This window comes from Demequina sp. (assembly GCF_047975725.1).
Classification (GTDB): domain Bacteria; phylum Actinomycetota; class Actinomycetes; order Actinomycetales; family Demequinaceae; genus Demequina.
Map to the genome: position 1 here is coordinate 24,568 of NZ_JBKEED010000009.1, position 14,947 is coordinate 39,514.

Here is a 14,947-nt window from a genome sequence, read left to right on the forward strand (position 1 = left end):
GGCGCGCTTTACCCGGAGGCTAGCGGCACGTTCGCCTAAAACGCAACCTTAGTGTTGCAAAAATGAGTCAAGGTGACGTGTGGCGGTCGCTCGAACCCGCATCGGCCCTGCGCGCTGGTGTCAGTCGGAGTGTTGCAGGGCTTCCTCGCGGGCCGTCTCGCGGGCCTCAAGCGTCGCGGCGAGGTCGCCCAGTTGTGCGTCGGTCCACTCGGAGGCGTCGGTGACGGCGGCCCAGGCCACCGCATTCGCGCCGTACGAGTACAGGTGTCCGAATCCTTCTGGAATCGAACCGGCGGCTGGCAGGTCGAGCAGCACCTGCCACAGCGTCACGATGGGGTACCAGCTCATGTGATCTGACACGTCGGGCGCGCGCTCGCCGATCAGCCATTCCGGCTCCGCGAATGCCAATTGCTGGTTGAACCACACGACCGGGTCAGAGCCGTGCTGGAGGTACAGAATCCGCGTGGGCCCCCAGCGGCCTTCGTCCGGCGTGATGCCGCGTTCGTCGGCAAAGCGGACCGTGGTGCCGTCGTTGAAGGTGGGCAGCCATGCGGGCGTTCCGGCGTCGCGGTCTCGCGTGATCTCGTAGCGCATCTCGTTGAGGAACGGCGGGCCCACCAGCAGCGCCCCGTCGATCGGTTCGTTGAGAATGTCGACGCTTGACAGGACGGCCTCGACGCCGGTGCTGCCGAGCGAATTGCCGTACAGGTACAGACGTGGACGCTCGTTGTCAGGCAGGGTCGACCAGTACTCGTGAACGGTGCGGAACGCCACGCGGCTGGCCTCCTCAACTTCCGCTTGGTCCGCGAGCAGGGAGATCCAACTGGGTAGGTAGGAGTACTGGAGGCCCGCGACAGCAGTGTTGCCGTTCCAGAGGTACTCGAGAGGTTCGACTCCGTGCGGGTGAACCAGGCCCGTGCCGGTGGTGGTGACGAGGACGAGCACCTCGCGCTCGAAGGCTCCCGTGCGCTGGAGCTCGGCGAGCAGTAGGTCGGCGCGCTCGTGGAGCGTGTCCGCTGAGCGCAGGCCCACATAGACGCGGATAGGCTCCATGGCGTCTGCGCCTGTGACCGTATCGATCTCCTCGGCCGATGGTCCGGAGCTCACGAACGACCGGCCCTGCCGTCCCAGGGAGTCGAAGTCGACTGCGGACTCGGGCGACCCGGAGCGCAGCTCGCTCGAGGGTTGGGTCACCCCGGGTTTGTCCTGCAAGTCGCGGCCGGAGAAGATCCAGTTGGAGGTGGTGAAGAAGGCGTTCACGAAGGCGCCGGAGAGCACCCACCACAGCACGGCGACCAGGATCACCGTTGACAGTGCGATGGAGAGCCGATGCGGTAGCCAGCGGGCGAGCAAGCCGTCGCCCCAGTGAAAGATCGCTCGGATGGAGCGCGCGACGATGAGGATGGTGGCACTCGTGAGCGCCGCCACCGCGACGATCACGGGCCACACCAGCGGCGACTGTGGCTCCATGCCGAACGTCAGTCGAATGTCGTTCTGCCAGCCCACGTACGCCCAGATCGCGACCACGGCTTGGAAGGTGATCAGAGCAAGGGAGGCCACCACGAGCACCATGCGCACTCGCCCGGTGGCGGTGGGGACTCGCAAGAACTTCCACAGTCCAAACAGGGTGGCACCGAGCCCGTAGCCGAGCATCATGGCTACGCCCGAGGCGAGGCCTTGGAGGTAGCCCTCGCGGGGCAGCAGTGACGGAGTGAGCGAGATCGCGAAGAAGTACAGGCCGATCAGCAGGCCCACGGCGGAGAACGACGGCTCGAGGATCCGCGGGGGGCGCGCGCGTGGCGGGGGCGGCTCGGTCAGGCGCCGTCGCACGCGTTCCCAGGTTGTCGCGGTCAACCGCCCTCCTCGCTCGGGTGGAATCCCTCTGGCCTGAGCGTATCGCGAGCGGGTGGGTGCCCATCGGGACCGCAGTCGGAGAACTCCGCGGGAATATCGCTACAAAGGTGTTGCGATTATGACTTCTGTGCCCGTAAAGTCGTTCCCGATGGCCCTCGGCAGGGCCGGAGGACGGGACACCTCCGGCTCGCCGAGGGCCTCATTGCTTCCCGGGCTGCGGTCGCACCTCGAAGGGCCGCCGATAGCGCCCCCCGCGCCGCTCGGCCACTCATTCTCGACACACTCCTTGACGCGCACTCCTCAATACCCCTAATGTCTATCTAGCCGATAGGAATTAGAGAACAAGGCGAAGCCGAGTCGGCCGGCGCGCCCGTGAATGAGGAGGATGGAGATGAAGGCAGCACGATGGGTAAGCGTGACGATGGTCGCGGCGGCGGTGACGGGGCTCGCAGCGTGCGCGTCTTCCGACGATCCCGCGGACGCCGACTCCGCCACGCAGGAGGTGCAAGGCACGCAGGACTCCCAGGACGTCGAGCCCACAGAACTCAACCTGGTCGCGTTCGCGGTGCCCAAGGCGGCCAACAACGCGATCCAGCAGGCCTGGGGCGAGACCGAGGACGGCGCAGGGGTGACGTGGGTGGAGACCTACGGTGCCTCTGGTGATCAAAGTCGTGCGGTCGAGGCGGGGCTCGAGGCGGACTACGTGCACTTCTCGCTCGAGGGCGACGTCACCAGGCTCGTCGACGCCGGCCTGGTGGCGGACACCTGGAACGACGGCCCCACCGGGGGCATCGTGTCGAGCTCGGTGGTGGTGTTCGCGGTGCGGGAGGGCAACCCCAAGGGCATCGAGGACTGGGACGACCTGATTCGCGAGGACGTCGAGATCGTGACGCCCAACCCGGGCTCCTCGGGCTCCGCTCGCTGGAACCTGCTCGCGGCGTGGGCCTACGGTCTCGAGCAGGGCGGCAACGATCAGGCTCACGAGTTCACCAGTGCTCTCGCCCAGAACATCGTCGCGCTTCCCGGCAGCGGGAGGGACGCCACCACGGCCTTCCTCGCCGGTACGGGTGACGTGCTGCTCAGCTACGAAAACGAGACCATCCTGGCCCGCCAAAGTGGCGAGCCGCTGGACTACGTCCTGCCGGACACGACGCTGCGCATCGACAACCCGGGCGCGGTGCTCATCGACGCCGACCCCAAGGCACAGGTGTGGCTGGACTACCTGTTCACGCCTGACGCCCAGGCAGAGTTCTCGAAGTTGGGCTTTAGGCCCGTGGTCGACGGTGTCGACGTCGGAGAGGTCGAAGGGGCCAACGATCCGACTGGTCCATTCCCCGTGCCCGGCAACCTGTTCACCATCGATGACTTCGGTGGCTGGGACCAGGCCGGTCCGGAGTTCTTCGACACCGAGGAGGGGATCATCACCACGATCCTCTCGGAGGCGGGCAAGTCCTCGTGACCTCCGTCCTCAGCGCGCGTGGGGCGGCCACTCGCCGCCCCACGCGTCGCACCACCCTGACACGTCCATCGGGCCTTGGCCTGGGAGTGGCAGTGCTGTGGTTCAGCCTGCTCGTGCTGCTGCCGCTCGCGGCGGTGGTCGCGACGGCGGTGGCAGGCGGCTGGAGCGGGTTCGTCACCACCCTCACCCATCCCCAAACCGCTGCGGCCATCGCGCTGACGCTCGGCCAGGCGCTGCTGGTGACCCTCGTCAACGTGGTGGTCGGGACCATCATCGCGTGGGTGCTGGTGCGAGACAGGTTCCGCGGCAAGGCCATCCTCGAGGTGGTCATCGACGTGCCCTTCGCGTTGCCTACGATTGTCGCGGGCCTGGTGCTGCTGGCCCTGTATGGCCCGTCGAGCCCCATCGGAGTCGACGTCGCCAACACCCGCACGGCCGTGTTCCTCGCCTTCGCTTTCGTCACCCTGCCCTTCGTCGTCCGCACGGTGCAGCCGGTGCTCATGGAACTCGATCGGGAGGTGGAGCAGGCCGCCCACTCGCTGGGCGCATCGGCCCTCACCACCTTCCGGCGCATTGTGCTGCCCGCCCTCATGCCTGCGATCGCGGCGGGAGCCGCGCTGTCGTTTGCGCGAGCGGTGTCGGAGTACGGCTCGCTCGTCTTGATCTCTGGCAACCTCGCACAGCGCACCGAGGTGACCAGCGTGCGGATTTTGACCTACGTCGAAAACGGCGACCTCGCCGCGGCCTCGGTGGTCGCGACGGTGCTGCTCGCGGTCGCGCTCGTGGTGATCGTGGCCTTCGATCTTCTGCAGCGCCGGGTGGTGCGGCATGTCTGAGACCGTCGTTATCGCCGCCCCTCCTAGCCCGGCCGATGCGCGTGGGGCCGGCGTACGGCCCTCGCCACGGCGCCGCCTCAAGCCAACTGCCCTCACGCTACGGGTGATCGCTGTGGTGTACGTCGGGCTGTTGGTGGTGTGGCCGGTGTCCCTGGTGTTCACCTCGGTGATCGCCGCCGGGTGGGGCGCCGTGGTGGAGACGTTCACCGACCCCTTGGTCCTCAATGCCCTGCGGCTGACGGGCATCGCGACGGTGTGGGCGGTGGCGCTCAACGCGGTGTTTGGTGTGGGGATCGCGATGCTCCTGGTGCGGCACCGTTTCCCTGGCAAGCGCTCCCTGAGCGCCCTGATCGACGTGCCGCTGTCGGTGTCCCCGGTGGTGGTGGGCCTGTCGATGGTGCTCGTATACAACCAGCGCGACGGCTGGCTCGGCGTGCCTCTGGAGGCCAGCGGAATCCAGGTGCTGTTCTCGACGCCGGCCATCGTGCTCGCCACCGCGTTCATCTCCTTGCCGCTCGTGATCCGCGAGGTAGTGCCCGTGCTCGAGGAACTCGGCATCGAACAGGAGCAGGCGGCCCGCTCGCTCGGTGCTGGCGCCGTGACCACGTTTCGCCGCATCACCTTGCCAGCGATCAAGTGGGGCGTCACCTACGGCGTGGTGCTGTGCCTGGCGCGCGCCATCGGAGAGTTTGGCGCGGTGAAAATCGTCTCGGGCAACCTCATTGGCCGCACGCAGACCGCCACGCTCGTGGTCGAGGAGTCCTACTTCGACTTCCGCACCGAACAGGCATTTGTCATCTCGGCAGCCCTGGCTTCCGTGTCCATCGTCGTCATCATCGCGGTCGCCATCCTGCGCGACCGTCAGGCCAGGAGGTACTCATGAGCATCGACATCAGCGGGATCCACACGTGGTTTGGCGAGTTCAAAGCGCTCGACGACGTGTCGGTGTCGATCCCCACGGGCAGCCTGACGGCGCTGCTCGGGCCCAGCGGCGGCGGCAAGTCCACGTTGCTGCGCGTCATCGCTGGCCTCGAGGAGCCCGACCACGGCACCGTGACCATCGAAGGTGTGGACGCCACGACCCTGCCTGCGCAACAGCGCGGCGTCGGGTTCGTGTTTCAGCATTACGCGGCCTTCACTCACATGAGCGTGGCGCGCAACGTCGCGTTTGGACTCGAGATTCGCAAGCGCCCTCGCGACGAGGTGCAAGCGCGTGTCGACGAGCTGCTGCGCCTGGTGCACCTCGAGCAGTTTGCCGACCGGCTCCCGTCCCAACTGTCGGGTGGCCAGCGCCAGCGCATGGCCCTCGCCAGAGCGCTCGCGGTCGAACCCAGCGTGCTGCTGCTCGACGAGCCATTCGGGGCCCTTGATGCCAAGGTGCGCAAAGAACTGCGTGAGTGGCTGCGTCGCCTGCACGACGAGGTGCCCGTCACGACGGTCTTCGTCACCCATGACCAGGAAGAGGCGCTCGAGGTCGCGGACGAGATTGTCGTGATCAACGAGGGCAAGGTCGAGCAGTCGGGGAGTCCCGATGACCTCTATGACGCGCCCGCCAACGACTTCGTCATGTCCTTCCTGGGTCCGGTGACCACGTTCCACGGTGCGCTCGTGCGTCCCCATGACCTCGAACTCCTGGGCCTGGGGGTGCGTGACGCGACCGAGGCGCGGGTGCGTAGCGTGCAACGCGTGGGCAATGACGTGCGGGTTCATCTCGACATCGATGGTGTGGGTCCGTCGGGAGCGGGGGCCGACGTTGCCGAGACCACGCTCGCGACGCTTACTCGCAGCGAGCTCAGGGCGCTCGGGCTCACCCCGGGGGACCGAGTGTGGGTCCGCGTCGCGCAGGGAGCGGCGAGGCGGGCAGGCAGGCTGGTCTCGGTAGGGTGAGGCCATGCACGTGTCCGCCAAGGGAGATTACGCCGTCCGCGCGATGGCGGGCCTCGCATCGGCCCATCCGGAGCGGATGACGGCGGCGGCGCTCGCCGAGCGTTTCGACATGCCGCGCAAGTTCCTCGAGTCCGCCTTCGCGGACCTCAAGCGCGCGGCGCTCGTCAGCTCGTTCCGTGGTGTCGAAGGGGGGTACGCGTTGCGGCGCAGCCCCGACACCATCACGGTGGGCGAGGTGCTGCGCGCCGTCGACGGACCGTTGGCTGACGTGCACGGGCTGCGGCCCGACGAGGTGACCTACCCCGCGGGTCTTGAACACATGCAAGAGGTGTGGGTGGCGGCGCGGGCTGCCGTGCGCTCGGTGTTCGACGAGGTCACCATCGACCAACTCGTCACCGGTCAGTTCCCCGAGGAAATCCGCCGCTTGTTTGCTGCGGACTCGGCCTGGGAGCCGCGCACCGGGCCGCAGACTCCGACGCTGCGTCCCGCCGCGACTACTTGATACCCAATTGGGACTTATCGCGCGCTTGGCGGTACCCGCGAGCCGTTAGCGTGTCCCCATGGGATTTCTCGACCGCCTTTCCGCCGGCCGGCGCAAGCGCGTCGAACCGTACGGACTGTGGGCCGACGACGCCCGCCAACTGAGTGTGTTCTCGGAGCGCGGGGGAGTGCTGGAAGACGCTCGTGACTCCGAGTTCTCGATCACGTTCACTGATGAGAAGCGCGCACGCTCCGCCGCTAAGGAGCTACGCGTGATGCAGGTGCGCGGCGAACTGGTCGAGCCCAGCCACGGGGTTGACGAATGGTCTGTGGTGATTCACGGCCGCTCGCAGCCACTGGTGCCTGACTTCTTGCGCGACACCGTCGACCTCGCCGAACGCCTGGCGGCCGAACACTCCGGCACCTACGAAGGCTGGGTCGCGAAGTACACGGTCGAGGAGAAGTCGGCCTGGGGCATCGAGTTCCTCTTCGACGACTAACCCTCGCCCCCATTCCCCGTCAAATGGATCCATTTGGCTCGTGAAGGGGTGGGGACGGGGAGGGCCGACGCGGTTGTTGGCTGTCGCTAGGACGTTGCGCAGGCGCAGCGGTCGCCCTCGGCGACGCCCGCGAGGGCCTCGTCGATGTGGAGGCCGCAGCCCGTCCACGTGGTCTTGCCGCAGTCAGAGCATGAGATCGGGGAGCACATGCGCACGATTCTTGCACCCCGGTGAGTGATGCGGGACCGCGAGTGACCTAGACAGGTGAGTGCGCATCGGCCGTCGTGGCCGGTGCGTTGCGAATGCCGATCCACGAGACCAGCCCGCCGGCGGCCATCGCGAGCGCCGTCGCGGCCATGGCGCGATGGAAGCCAGCGAGGTCGAGCTCGCCGCCCACGATGGCTGCGATGCCGGCGATCGCGATGAGGCCCGCGACGCGCGACACGGCGTTGTTGGTCGCGGAGGCGACACCGGCGCGGGCCGGCTCGATCGAGCCAAGGATGGCCGACGTCAAGGGCGAGACCGTCAGCGTGAGGCCCACGCCGAACACCATCACTCCTGGCAGTAGCTGCCACCAATAGTTGAACTCGGCCTGCACGAGCATCATCAGGGCCGCGCCGAGCGCCATCGTGAGCGGGCCGAGCGTCATGAACAGGCGGGGACCGAGCCGTCCCGCCCACGTTCCCACTGCGGACGAGCCGAGCATGAGGATGATGGTGACGGGCACCGTCGCGAGCCCGGCCGCCGTCGCGGTCACGCCCGCGTGTTCCTGGAGGTAGACGGCGATTGCGAAGCCATTGAGGGACAGGGCCCCATAGATCAGCCACGTCGCGAGGTTGCCCCACGCGAAGTTGCGCACGGAGAAGAGGCTCAGGGGGAGCATGGGCGCCGCGGTGCGGGTCTGGCGCCAGACGAACGCCGCGAAGGCGATCGCGCCGACCAGCCCGCACGCCCACACGAGGGGCGAGGTCCAGCCAAGGTTCGGCTGCTCGATGAGCGCGAGGACGATCCCGCCCAGCCCGACGACGCACAGGGCGGCGCCCACGAAGTCGACCCGCGCATCGGGCGTGCGCACGTCGCGCGTGGACAGGCGGGTGAGGAGCCAGAGCGCCGCGCCGATGGGCACCACGTTGATGAAGAAGGCCAGGCGCCATGTCGCGAGGTCCACCAGCAACCCGCCGATGAGCGGCCCCACCACCATGGCCGCGCTCGTGATGCCGGTCCAGGTGCCGATGGCCCTGGCCTGCGCCGCGCCGCGGAACGTCGAGGTGATGAGGGCGAGCGAGCTCGGGACGAGGAGAGCGCCAGCGATGCCTTGGAGCAAGCGCGCGACGATGAGGATGGGCGCCGTGGGAGCCGCGGCGATCAGCAGCGACGTGACCGCGAAGCCCACGAGGCCCCAGCGCAGCACGCGAATGCGGCCGAATGAGTCGGAGATGGAACCCGCGACCAGAATGAAGGCGCCGAGTGTGAGCAGGTAGGCGTCGACCGTCCACTGTTGGGTGGTCAGGCCGCCGCCCAGATCGTCGACGATCGCGGGCAGGGCGACGTTGACGACGGTGCCATCAAGAAACGCGACAAAACTCGCGATGATCGCGATCCACAGGATCAAGCGTTCCTCGCGAGTGGCGGCCGGCATGGGGGACCGCGATGCCTACGCGATGGGCGCCGGGCGGGCCGCGTTGATGCGATCCGACAAGATGCTCAGGCGCACCCGCGCGTTGCGGCGTTCCGCGTAAGAGCCTGCCGCCTCGAGAGCCTCGTACGCATCGAGCACCAAGGCGTCGATGACGGAAGCCTCGTCGGCGCCAAGCCGCGTCGCGAGTTGACGCACGGCCGCCTCAGTCGCGGGGTTGTCGATGTGCAGAGTCATGCCTCCATACTATGGCGGCCCGGGCGCGCAGGATAGGCTCGAATCCGCCCCGTTCGACGCCCTTGTGGAGGTCTCTTTGCCCGCCTATGACCTGTCCGATCGACTGGTGGTGGGCGTCGCCTCGAGCGCGCTGTTCGACCTCACCGACTCCGACGCCTATTTCCGTGCGCACGGCGAGGGGGCGTATGCGCGCTACCAGGACGAACACGTGGATGTGCCCCTGGCCCCCGGACCAGCGATGCCGTTCATCGCGCGCCTGCTCGAACTCAACGACCTGCGCCCGCTGGACCCGCTCGTGGAGGTCATCGTGCTGTCGCGCAACGACGCCTCGACGGGGCTGCGGGTGATGCGCTCCGTCGAGCACCATGGGCTGCCGGTGACGCGCGCGTTCTTCACGCAGGGCCGCTCGCCTCTCGAGTACATCCCGGCGCTGGGCATGAGTCTGTTCCTCACCCAAAACCAGGACGATGTGCTGACCGCCGTGGCAGCGGGCCATCCCGCCGGGCATGTGTTGCCGTCGTCGGCCGTGTACGAGGCCAACGACACTGGGCTACGGATCGCCTTCGACTTCGATGCGGTGCTGGCGACCGACGAATCCGAGCGGGTCTTCCAAACCGACGGGCTCGACGGTTTTGTGGCCAACGAGGTCGCCAAGCGACATGTGGCTCACGCGCCCGGGTTGCTCAAGCCGCTGCTCGAGGATCTCAACCGGATCCAGCGCATTGAGCAAGACCTACAGGCGGTGGACCCCGGCTACGAGCCGCGCCTGCGGATCGCACTCGTGACCGCGCGCGCGGCGCCGGCCCACGAGCGCGCCGTGCAATCGCTGCGCTCGTGGGGCGTGACCATCAACGACGCGTTCTTCCTGGGCGGCATCGAGAAGGCCACCGTGCTCGGTGTGCTGCGGCCGCACCTCTTCTTCGACGACCAGCACGGCCACCTGTCTGGCGCCCTGGGCCACGTCGCGGGAGTACACGTGCCCTACGGGGTGGCCAACGAGACCCTCGCCCAGGCGGCAGGCATCGAAATCTGACGGGCGCATCGGCGCCCGCGGACCTGGGTGCCTTCCAGGATGCACGCGATCCTCGAAAACCGACCACCACGTCCTGCTGGGGCGCTCAGGCGGGGATGAGGCCTCACTCGTTGAGCACCAGCACGCCGCCGTCGTCGCGCACCAGGCCTTGCCGCCGCAACTGCGCGATGTACCGCGCCTGACCACGCTCGCCCTTGCCGCGGAACAGCGGCATGATGCGCGGCAGCAGGTTGGGTGCGAGAAGCGCCGCCCGCACGAGCCACGACTCGGACGGCTTGGGGTAGGCCTCGAGTCGGGGACGGTCGAGCAGGCCCACCATGCATTGCGCCACATGCTCGGGGGTCTGCGGCGGATCCTGGAACTGGAACGCGTTGCCGCCGTCGAGCGCCTCTTGGCGCAGCATCCTGGTGTCGGTGGCCGAGGGCATCACCGACGACACTGTGATGCCCTTGGGTGCAAGATCGAGCGCGATCGACAGCATCGCGCCGCGCAGCCCGTACTTGGACGCCGTGTAGATGGGCGTCTCGCCCAGCGGGAAAATCGCGCCGAGCGACACAACTGAGATCACGCGCGGATCGCGTGAGGCGCGCAGCAGGTCCAGCGCGAGCCGCGTCATCATGAGCGGCGCGTGCAGATTGACCGTGAGCTCGAGGTCGATGGACTCGACGGAGCGCTCGTCGAACCGCTCCGCGCTCGTCATGCCCATGCAGTTGACCAGCACGTCGACCCGCCCGTGAAGGGAGGCGACCTCGGCGAGGATCCGCTCGACTTCAGCGCGCTGGGTGAGATCCCCGGTGACCACCGCGTGCCCGCGGCCGGGGAGGGAGGCGACCACCGCATCGGCCGCCTCCGGGCGCAAGTCCGCGAGTACCACGGTGGCGCCGCGTGCGGCCACCTGACGTGCGAAGGCGCTGCCGATGCCGCCCCCGCCACCCGTGATGAGCACCACCTGGCCGTTTCCCGCCCACGACCGCCGTCTCACGGCAGCTCCCAACCCATGCGACGCGACACCGCGACCAGGTAGCGCGAGATGGCGTGCGAATCCACGTAGCCCTGATGCCGGGGGGAGTCGACGAACCGGATCGCTCCGGACAGGTCGGGCCGATCCGTCGCGATGTGACGCTCAAAGCGATCCCATTGCTCGGGGCGGTGTTCTCGGTCGCGAATGTGCGAGGCCACCATCGCGGCGAGCTTCTCCATGAGGCCGTACGCACCGGAGTTGGTCTCCACGAAGCCGATGCCGTACACCCCGGGCGTGCGCGCGAAGGCCGTCAGATACATGTCGGGGTGCTGCTCATCGCCGTAGAGCTCCTGCGCGTAGGGCACGGTGTGGCGGTAGCCCGTGGCCAGCAGGATCAGGTCGACGTCTTCTGTCGAGCCATCCGTGAACGTGACCGTGGTGCCCAAGGCCGATGCGATGGCCGGGCGGGCGGTCACGTCCCCGTGGCGCAGGTGGTGCAGCAACTGGTCGTTGAGAATCGGGTGCGTCTCGAAGAGCTTGTGGTCGGGGGCAGGCAAACCAAGTCGCGTGACGTCGCCATTGATCAGGCGCAGCAACCGAGCGAACACGGCCTGTTCGACGCGCATCGGCATGGCGGGGCCGTTCTCGGCGAACACGTCGACCGGCTGGCCAAAGATGTGCTTGGGGATGAACCAGTAGCCGCGGCGCAGCGAGATGACGGCGCGGTCGGCCCAGGCGGCGGCATCGCATGCGATGTCGCAACCCGAGTTGCCCGCGCCCACAATCATGACGCGCCTGCCCTTGAACTCGTCGGCCGACCGGTACGTCACCGAGTGGCGCACCTCGCCCGTATATCCGGGGATCTCCACCACGTTGGGCTCCCACTGCACGCCAGTCGCGGCGATCACCTGGGCGTGGCGCGAGGTGGTGCCGTCTGCATAGGTGGCGACGAATGTGCCGCCGTCCTCACGCTCGATGCCCGCGACCGCTCGCTCAAAGCCGATGCGCTCGGTGAGGTGGTAGTGCTCCGCGAAGGCTCGCAGGTACTCAAGGATCTGCGTGTGGTGGGGGTAGTCGGGGTAGTGCTCTGGCATGGGGAAGCCCGTGAAGCCGCTGAGCGTGCGAGAAGAGATGAAGTGCGCCGACTCGTACATGGGCGAACCGGGGTTGTCGATGTCCCACAGCCCGCCCACGGAGGAGTGCCGCTCGACGTGGGTATAGGGGAGGTGCCGTTCGCGCAGGGCGCGCGCGGCGGCCAGGCCCGCAGGCCCTGCACCAATGACCAGCGTGTCCGGGGTGGGCTCGGCCATGAGTCCTCTTTCTTGAGTATCTCGACGTTGAGAGTGGCGCCATCGTATGGCAACGCTGCGACAACGCATTTTCGTCACATGTCCGTTGCGCTAGTGTGGCGCCCGAACGATGGCGCACGAAAGGCTCAACCCATGTCCGAAACAGTCCCCGACACCACGGCGACGGCCGTCGCTCGACCCTTCAAGCGCATCGGCCTGATGCGACTGACCTGGCCCTTGCTGGGGGTGACGGTGCTCACGCTGCTCGCCACGCTGGGTAACACCGTGATCCTGTCCCAGGCGGACGCGGACCTGAACGCGGCGATCGCGACCGCCAACCAGATTCTGGGCGTGCTGTACGACGTGTCCGTGTTGTTTGCCATCGGTGCGCTGGTCGTGATTGCACAGCTGCTCGGCGCTGGCTCTGAGGACCGTGCACGGCGCGCGGTGGTGATGACGCTGCGGGCGACTTTGGCGTTGGGGCTGATCGTCGGAATGTTCACCGCGGCGATGGGGCCGGTCATCGTGGGCTGGATCAATACGCCCGCCGACATCGTCGACGACGCCAATGCGTACCTGTGGGTCGCCGCGTTCGCGATGGTGTTCAACGCCTTCATCGTGACGGCGACGGCGGTGCTGCGCGCCTATGGACGCACGGCGCTGATCCTGGTGCTCGGCGTGGTGGTGAACCTGCTGGACCTGCCCTTGCTGTTTGTGTGCATCTTCATCCTCGACTTGGGCGCGGTGGGTGCCGCCATCCCGTCGCTGCTGATCCGCGGTGTGGGTGTGCTCCTGCTCATGTGGTTCATCAAGCGCCAGACCGGTGTGGGGGTCTTCACCAAGCTGGGCCCGCGCCGCGCTGACGACGGCGCGATCAGCCACTGGCGTCAGGCCCGACTGTCGCTGCCCACTGTCGTGGAGAACGGTCTGTTCAACGTCGCCGTCATTGTCGCGGTGAGCTTCATCAACACCTTGGGCACCGACGCCATCAACGCGCGCTCCTACGCACTGACGCTGACCGCGCTGGTGACCGGCGTGATCCTCGCGCTCGTCCAGGGCAACGAGACCCTGGTGGGGTGGGATGTGGGCGAGCACTCGCGCACGGCCGCTCGCCTGCGGACGGTGCGCACGGCGCTCGGGACGGCACTCGCGGCCGGGCTGCTTGCTGCGGTGCTGTGGTACTTCGCTGAACCTGCGCTCGCGATCTTCGCTCCGGGCGACGAGGTGATCGCGATGGCCAAGACGGCACTGCTGATCTCGGTACTGCTACTGCCGCTGTCGGCCATCTCGGGCGTGATCTTCGGTGCGCTGCGCTCCGCGGGTGACGTGGTGGTGCCCATGGTGCTGTCCATCGCCTCGACCGCTGTGGTGATGCTGCCGCTGTCGTGGCTCTTCGTCGTCTCGCTCGATCTGGGCGTGCCGGGAGCGTTCTGGGCCCTCGTCGCAGGCGAAGCAGTCAAGGCCACGCTCATGACGTGGCGCTGGCTCGGCGGCACCTGGGAGCGCCGCCCGTCCGTTGACGAAGACGCCGAGGCCGCCGAGCATTCTCGCCCGGCCGATGCGCCGGCTGAGGAGCGCGACGACGAAGACTTGGCGCCGGCCCACGTCTGAATTCACTGCTTGACACACGAGGGGCGGGGATCGCATACAGCGATCCCCGCCCCTCGTGGCCTGTGGAGATGGTGGTCTAGTGCTGGTCGTGTTCCTGCGCCTGCCCAGGCGCCTGCTCCTGTGCCTGCTGTTGCGCCTGTGCGGCGATCGCGCTGCGGTAGGCGGCATCGGTGGCGGGATCGTCCCATTCGACCGTGACGCCTTCGCGCTCCCCGAACCTCACCAGGTGCCGCTCGAGCGTTCTCATGGCGCCAAAGAGCAAGGGAGCCGCAGGAGCGATGATCGACAACTCGAGCGAGGTGTCGGTCTCGGTCACCGTGCCGACCACTCCCTTGTACTCGACGCGGTGCACGGGGCCATCGCTCACGATCGGCAGGGTGTTGCCCAGGTGCGAGGCGAGCTGCTTGGCAAAGCGAGCGGCGCGCTCTGTACGTGCCCGGCCAGTGATGGAGAGGGCGGGAGCCGGGTTCTCGGTAGTCATAGTGGCGTCAGTCTAGGGAGATGCGCGACGGCGCCTCAGGGCGCGGGCACTCATTGCCACGCACGGCGGCAGAACTTTTTTGAGGAAGTTTCTGGGCGCTTGCGCGTTGGGGGGCACCCGCGCGCGCCCCTCTGGGTTGTTTACCAGGCACGATAGGTGCGACACGCCCGAGATGCGGTCGATTTGACCTGGGTGCCAACCCTGCGTAATGTTTCACCTCGTTGCGCAGGGCAAACGCCAGGCGGAGGACTGAACAAGGCCCCCCGGTTAAGCCCCCAGCAGCCACATCGATCCGATGGAAGCGGCGGACCTAGTGTCCCGCACCACTCGAAGGATCACAACTCACTCGGCGAGTTGAACCGCGTCTCAGACGGCCACGAGGTCGATTTGACAAGGGGAAAACGAAAGAGTAAGTTAGAAGGGTTGCCCCAAACGAGGCCCGGAAGGGTTGAGTGAGGTGCGCGTCCGAACCTTGAGAACTCAACAGTGTGCCACATAGTCGATGCCAAAAATCTCCGGCGTCACAGCGATGAATGTCGTTGGGATGCAGGATTCCTTTGGTTGACAACGAAATGTCAGTGACATTTTGTTCGAAGCTGGAGATTGAACGGCCTCTTTGGAGGCTACTTCGTAGTGTATGTGAAACGGCCTTTCGGGGCTGGTTTGCTGATAATCATTTATGG

The 14,947-nt window shown here is 67.3% G+C and carries 15 protein-coding genes; 8 read left to right on the forward strand and 7 right to left on the reverse strand.

Features of this window, described 5'->3' with window-relative positions; translation table 11 throughout:
- Nucleotides 1–120: 120 nt before the first annotated feature.
- A complete protein-coding gene (locus ACK5NO_RS01955) occupies nucleotides 121–1,854 on the reverse strand; it encodes an alpha/beta hydrolase (RefSeq protein WP_416810985.1) in 1,734 nt (577 codons plus the stop codon).
- Nucleotides 1,855–2,245: 391 nt separating this feature from the next.
- On the opposite strand from ACK5NO_RS01955, the gene ACK5NO_RS01960 reads away from it, so the two are divergent.
- The 6 genes from ACK5NO_RS01960 to ACK5NO_RS01985 are packed head-to-tail and all read left to right on the forward strand — an operon-like array spanning nucleotide 2,246 to nucleotide 7,016.
- Nucleotides 2,246–3,313, forward strand: a complete 1,068-nt coding sequence (locus ACK5NO_RS01960; protein WP_416810986.1) for a sulfate ABC transporter substrate-binding protein — start codon at nucleotides 2,246–2,248, stop codon at nucleotides 3,311–3,313.
- The gene (gene cysT / locus ACK5NO_RS01965) at nucleotides 3,310–4,149 is read left to right on the forward strand and encodes a sulfate ABC transporter permease subunit CysT (RefSeq protein WP_416810987.1); all 840 of its coding nucleotides are present in this window, start codon (nucleotides 3,310–3,312) and stop codon (nucleotides 4,147–4,149) included. Before ACK5NO_RS01960 ends, cysT begins: the two co-directional genes overlap by 4 nt.
- On the forward strand, nucleotides 4,142–5,032 hold the full coding sequence (locus ACK5NO_RS01970; RefSeq protein ID WP_416810988.1) for a sulfate ABC transporter permease subunit: 891 nt from the start codon (nucleotides 4,142–4,144) through the stop codon (nucleotides 5,030–5,032). Before cysT ends, ACK5NO_RS01970 begins: the two co-directional genes overlap by 8 nt.
- The gene (locus tag ACK5NO_RS01975) at nucleotides 5,029–6,036 is read left to right on the forward strand and encodes a sulfate/molybdate ABC transporter ATP-binding protein (RefSeq protein ID WP_416810989.1); all 1,008 of its coding nucleotides are present in this window, start codon (nucleotides 5,029–5,031) and stop codon (nucleotides 6,034–6,036) included. Before ACK5NO_RS01970 ends, ACK5NO_RS01975 begins: the two co-directional genes overlap by 4 nt.
- A 4-nt stretch (nucleotides 6,037–6,040) precedes the next feature.
- Nucleotides 6,041–6,538 (forward strand): RrF2 family transcriptional regulator, encoded by a 498-nt coding sequence (locus tag ACK5NO_RS01980; RefSeq protein ID WP_416810990.1) that lies wholly within the window; start codon nucleotides 6,041–6,043, stop codon nucleotides 6,536–6,538.
- Between the two features lie 58 nt (nucleotides 6,539–6,596).
- A complete protein-coding gene (locus ACK5NO_RS01985; RefSeq protein WP_416810991.1) occupies nucleotides 6,597–7,016 on the forward strand; it encodes a ribonuclease E inhibitor RraB in 420 nt (139 codons plus the stop codon).
- A gap of 256 nt (nucleotides 7,017–7,272) precedes the next feature.
- Here the strand turns inward: ACK5NO_RS01985 and ACK5NO_RS01990 are convergent, their stop codons facing one another.
- Both ACK5NO_RS01990 and ACK5NO_RS01995 read right to left on the reverse strand, forming a co-directional pair.
- Nucleotides 7,273–8,655 (reverse strand): MFS transporter, encoded by a 1,383-nt coding sequence (locus ACK5NO_RS01990; RefSeq protein ID WP_416810992.1) that lies wholly within the window; start codon nucleotides 8,653–8,655, stop codon nucleotides 7,273–7,275.
- A gap of 15 nt (nucleotides 8,656–8,670) precedes the next feature.
- On the reverse strand, nucleotides 8,671–8,889 hold the full coding sequence (locus tag ACK5NO_RS01995; RefSeq protein WP_416810993.1) for a hypothetical protein: 219 nt from the start codon (nucleotides 8,887–8,889) through the stop codon (nucleotides 8,671–8,673).
- On the opposite strand from ACK5NO_RS01995, the gene ACK5NO_RS02000 reads away from it, so the two are divergent.
- Nucleotides 8,888–9,922 (forward strand): 5'-nucleotidase, encoded by a 1,035-nt coding sequence (locus tag ACK5NO_RS02000; protein ID WP_416810994.1) that lies wholly within the window; start codon nucleotides 8,888–8,890, stop codon nucleotides 9,920–9,922. The genes ACK5NO_RS01995 and ACK5NO_RS02000 overlap by 2 nt on opposite strands.
- A 103-nt stretch (nucleotides 9,923–10,025) precedes the next feature.
- On the opposite strand, the gene ACK5NO_RS02005 is transcribed toward ACK5NO_RS02000, so the two are convergent.
- Entirely contained in the window at nucleotides 10,026–10,904 is an 879-nt protein-coding gene (locus ACK5NO_RS02005; RefSeq protein ID WP_416810995.1) for an SDR family NAD(P)-dependent oxidoreductase, read from the reverse strand.
- Entirely contained in the window at nucleotides 10,901–12,193 is a 1,293-nt protein-coding gene (locus tag ACK5NO_RS02010; RefSeq protein ID WP_416810996.1) for a flavin-containing monooxygenase, read from the reverse strand. Before ACK5NO_RS02010 ends, ACK5NO_RS02005 begins: the two co-directional genes overlap by 4 nt.
- 132 nt (nucleotides 12,194–12,325) lie before the next feature.
- On the opposite strand from ACK5NO_RS02010, the gene ACK5NO_RS02015 reads away from it, so the two are divergent.
- Nucleotides 12,326–13,783 carry an MATE family efflux transporter gene (locus tag ACK5NO_RS02015; RefSeq protein ID WP_416810997.1) on the forward strand — a complete coding sequence of 486 codons (1,458 nt, stop codon included), beginning with the start codon at nucleotides 12,326–12,328 and terminating at the stop codon, nucleotides 13,781–13,783.
- A gap of 76 nt (nucleotides 13,784–13,859) precedes the next feature.
- Here ACK5NO_RS02015 and ACK5NO_RS02020 read toward each other — a convergent pair whose 3' ends face one another.
- A complete protein-coding gene (locus ACK5NO_RS02020; protein WP_416810998.1) occupies nucleotides 13,860–14,264 on the reverse strand; it encodes a DUF2218 domain-containing protein in 405 nt (134 codons plus the stop codon).
- 480 nt (nucleotides 14,265–14,744) lie between these two features.
- The coding region (locus ACK5NO_RS02025) for a hypothetical protein (RefSeq protein WP_416810999.1) at nucleotides 14,745–14,947 on the reverse strand (203 nt) is incomplete at its 5' end.

Coding starts and splice junctions, on each gene's coding strand:
- ACK5NO_RS02015 (WP_416810997.1), top strand. CDS start 12,326: ATGTCCGAAACAGTCCCCGACACCACGGCGACGGCCGTCGCTCGACCC.
- ACK5NO_RS01985 (WP_416810991.1), top strand. CDS start 6,597: ATGGGATTTCTCGACCGCCTTTCCGCCGGCCGGCGCAAGCGCGTCGAA.
- ACK5NO_RS02020 (WP_416810998.1), bottom strand. CDS start 14,264: ATGACTACCGAGAACCCGGCTCCCGCCCTCTCCATCACTGGCCGGGCA.
- ACK5NO_RS01980 (WP_416810990.1), top strand. CDS start 6,041: ATGCACGTGTCCGCCAAGGGAGATTACGCCGTCCGCGCGATGGCGGGC.
- ACK5NO_RS01975 (WP_416810989.1), top strand. CDS start 5,029: ATGAGCATCGACATCAGCGGGATCCACACGTGGTTTGGCGAGTTCAAA.
- ACK5NO_RS01995 (WP_416810993.1), bottom strand. CDS start 8,889: ATGACTCTGCACATCGACAACCCCGCGACTGAGGCGGCCGTGCGTCAA.
- ACK5NO_RS01990 (WP_416810992.1), bottom strand. CDS start 8,655: ATGCCGGCCGCCACTCGCGAGGAACGCTTGATCCTGTGGATCGCGATC.
- ACK5NO_RS01970 (WP_416810988.1), top strand. CDS start 4,142: ATGTCTGAGACCGTCGTTATCGCCGCCCCTCCTAGCCCGGCCGATGCG.
- ACK5NO_RS01960 (WP_416810986.1), top strand. CDS start 2,246: ATGAAGGCAGCACGATGGGTAAGCGTGACGATGGTCGCGGCGGCGGTG.
- ACK5NO_RS02000 (WP_416810994.1), top strand. CDS start 8,888: ATGCCTCCATACTATGGCGGCCCGGGCGCGCAGGATAGGCTCGAATCC.
- ACK5NO_RS02010 (WP_416810996.1), bottom strand. CDS start 12,193: ATGGCCGAGCCCACCCCGGACACGCTGGTCATTGGTGCAGGGCCTGCG.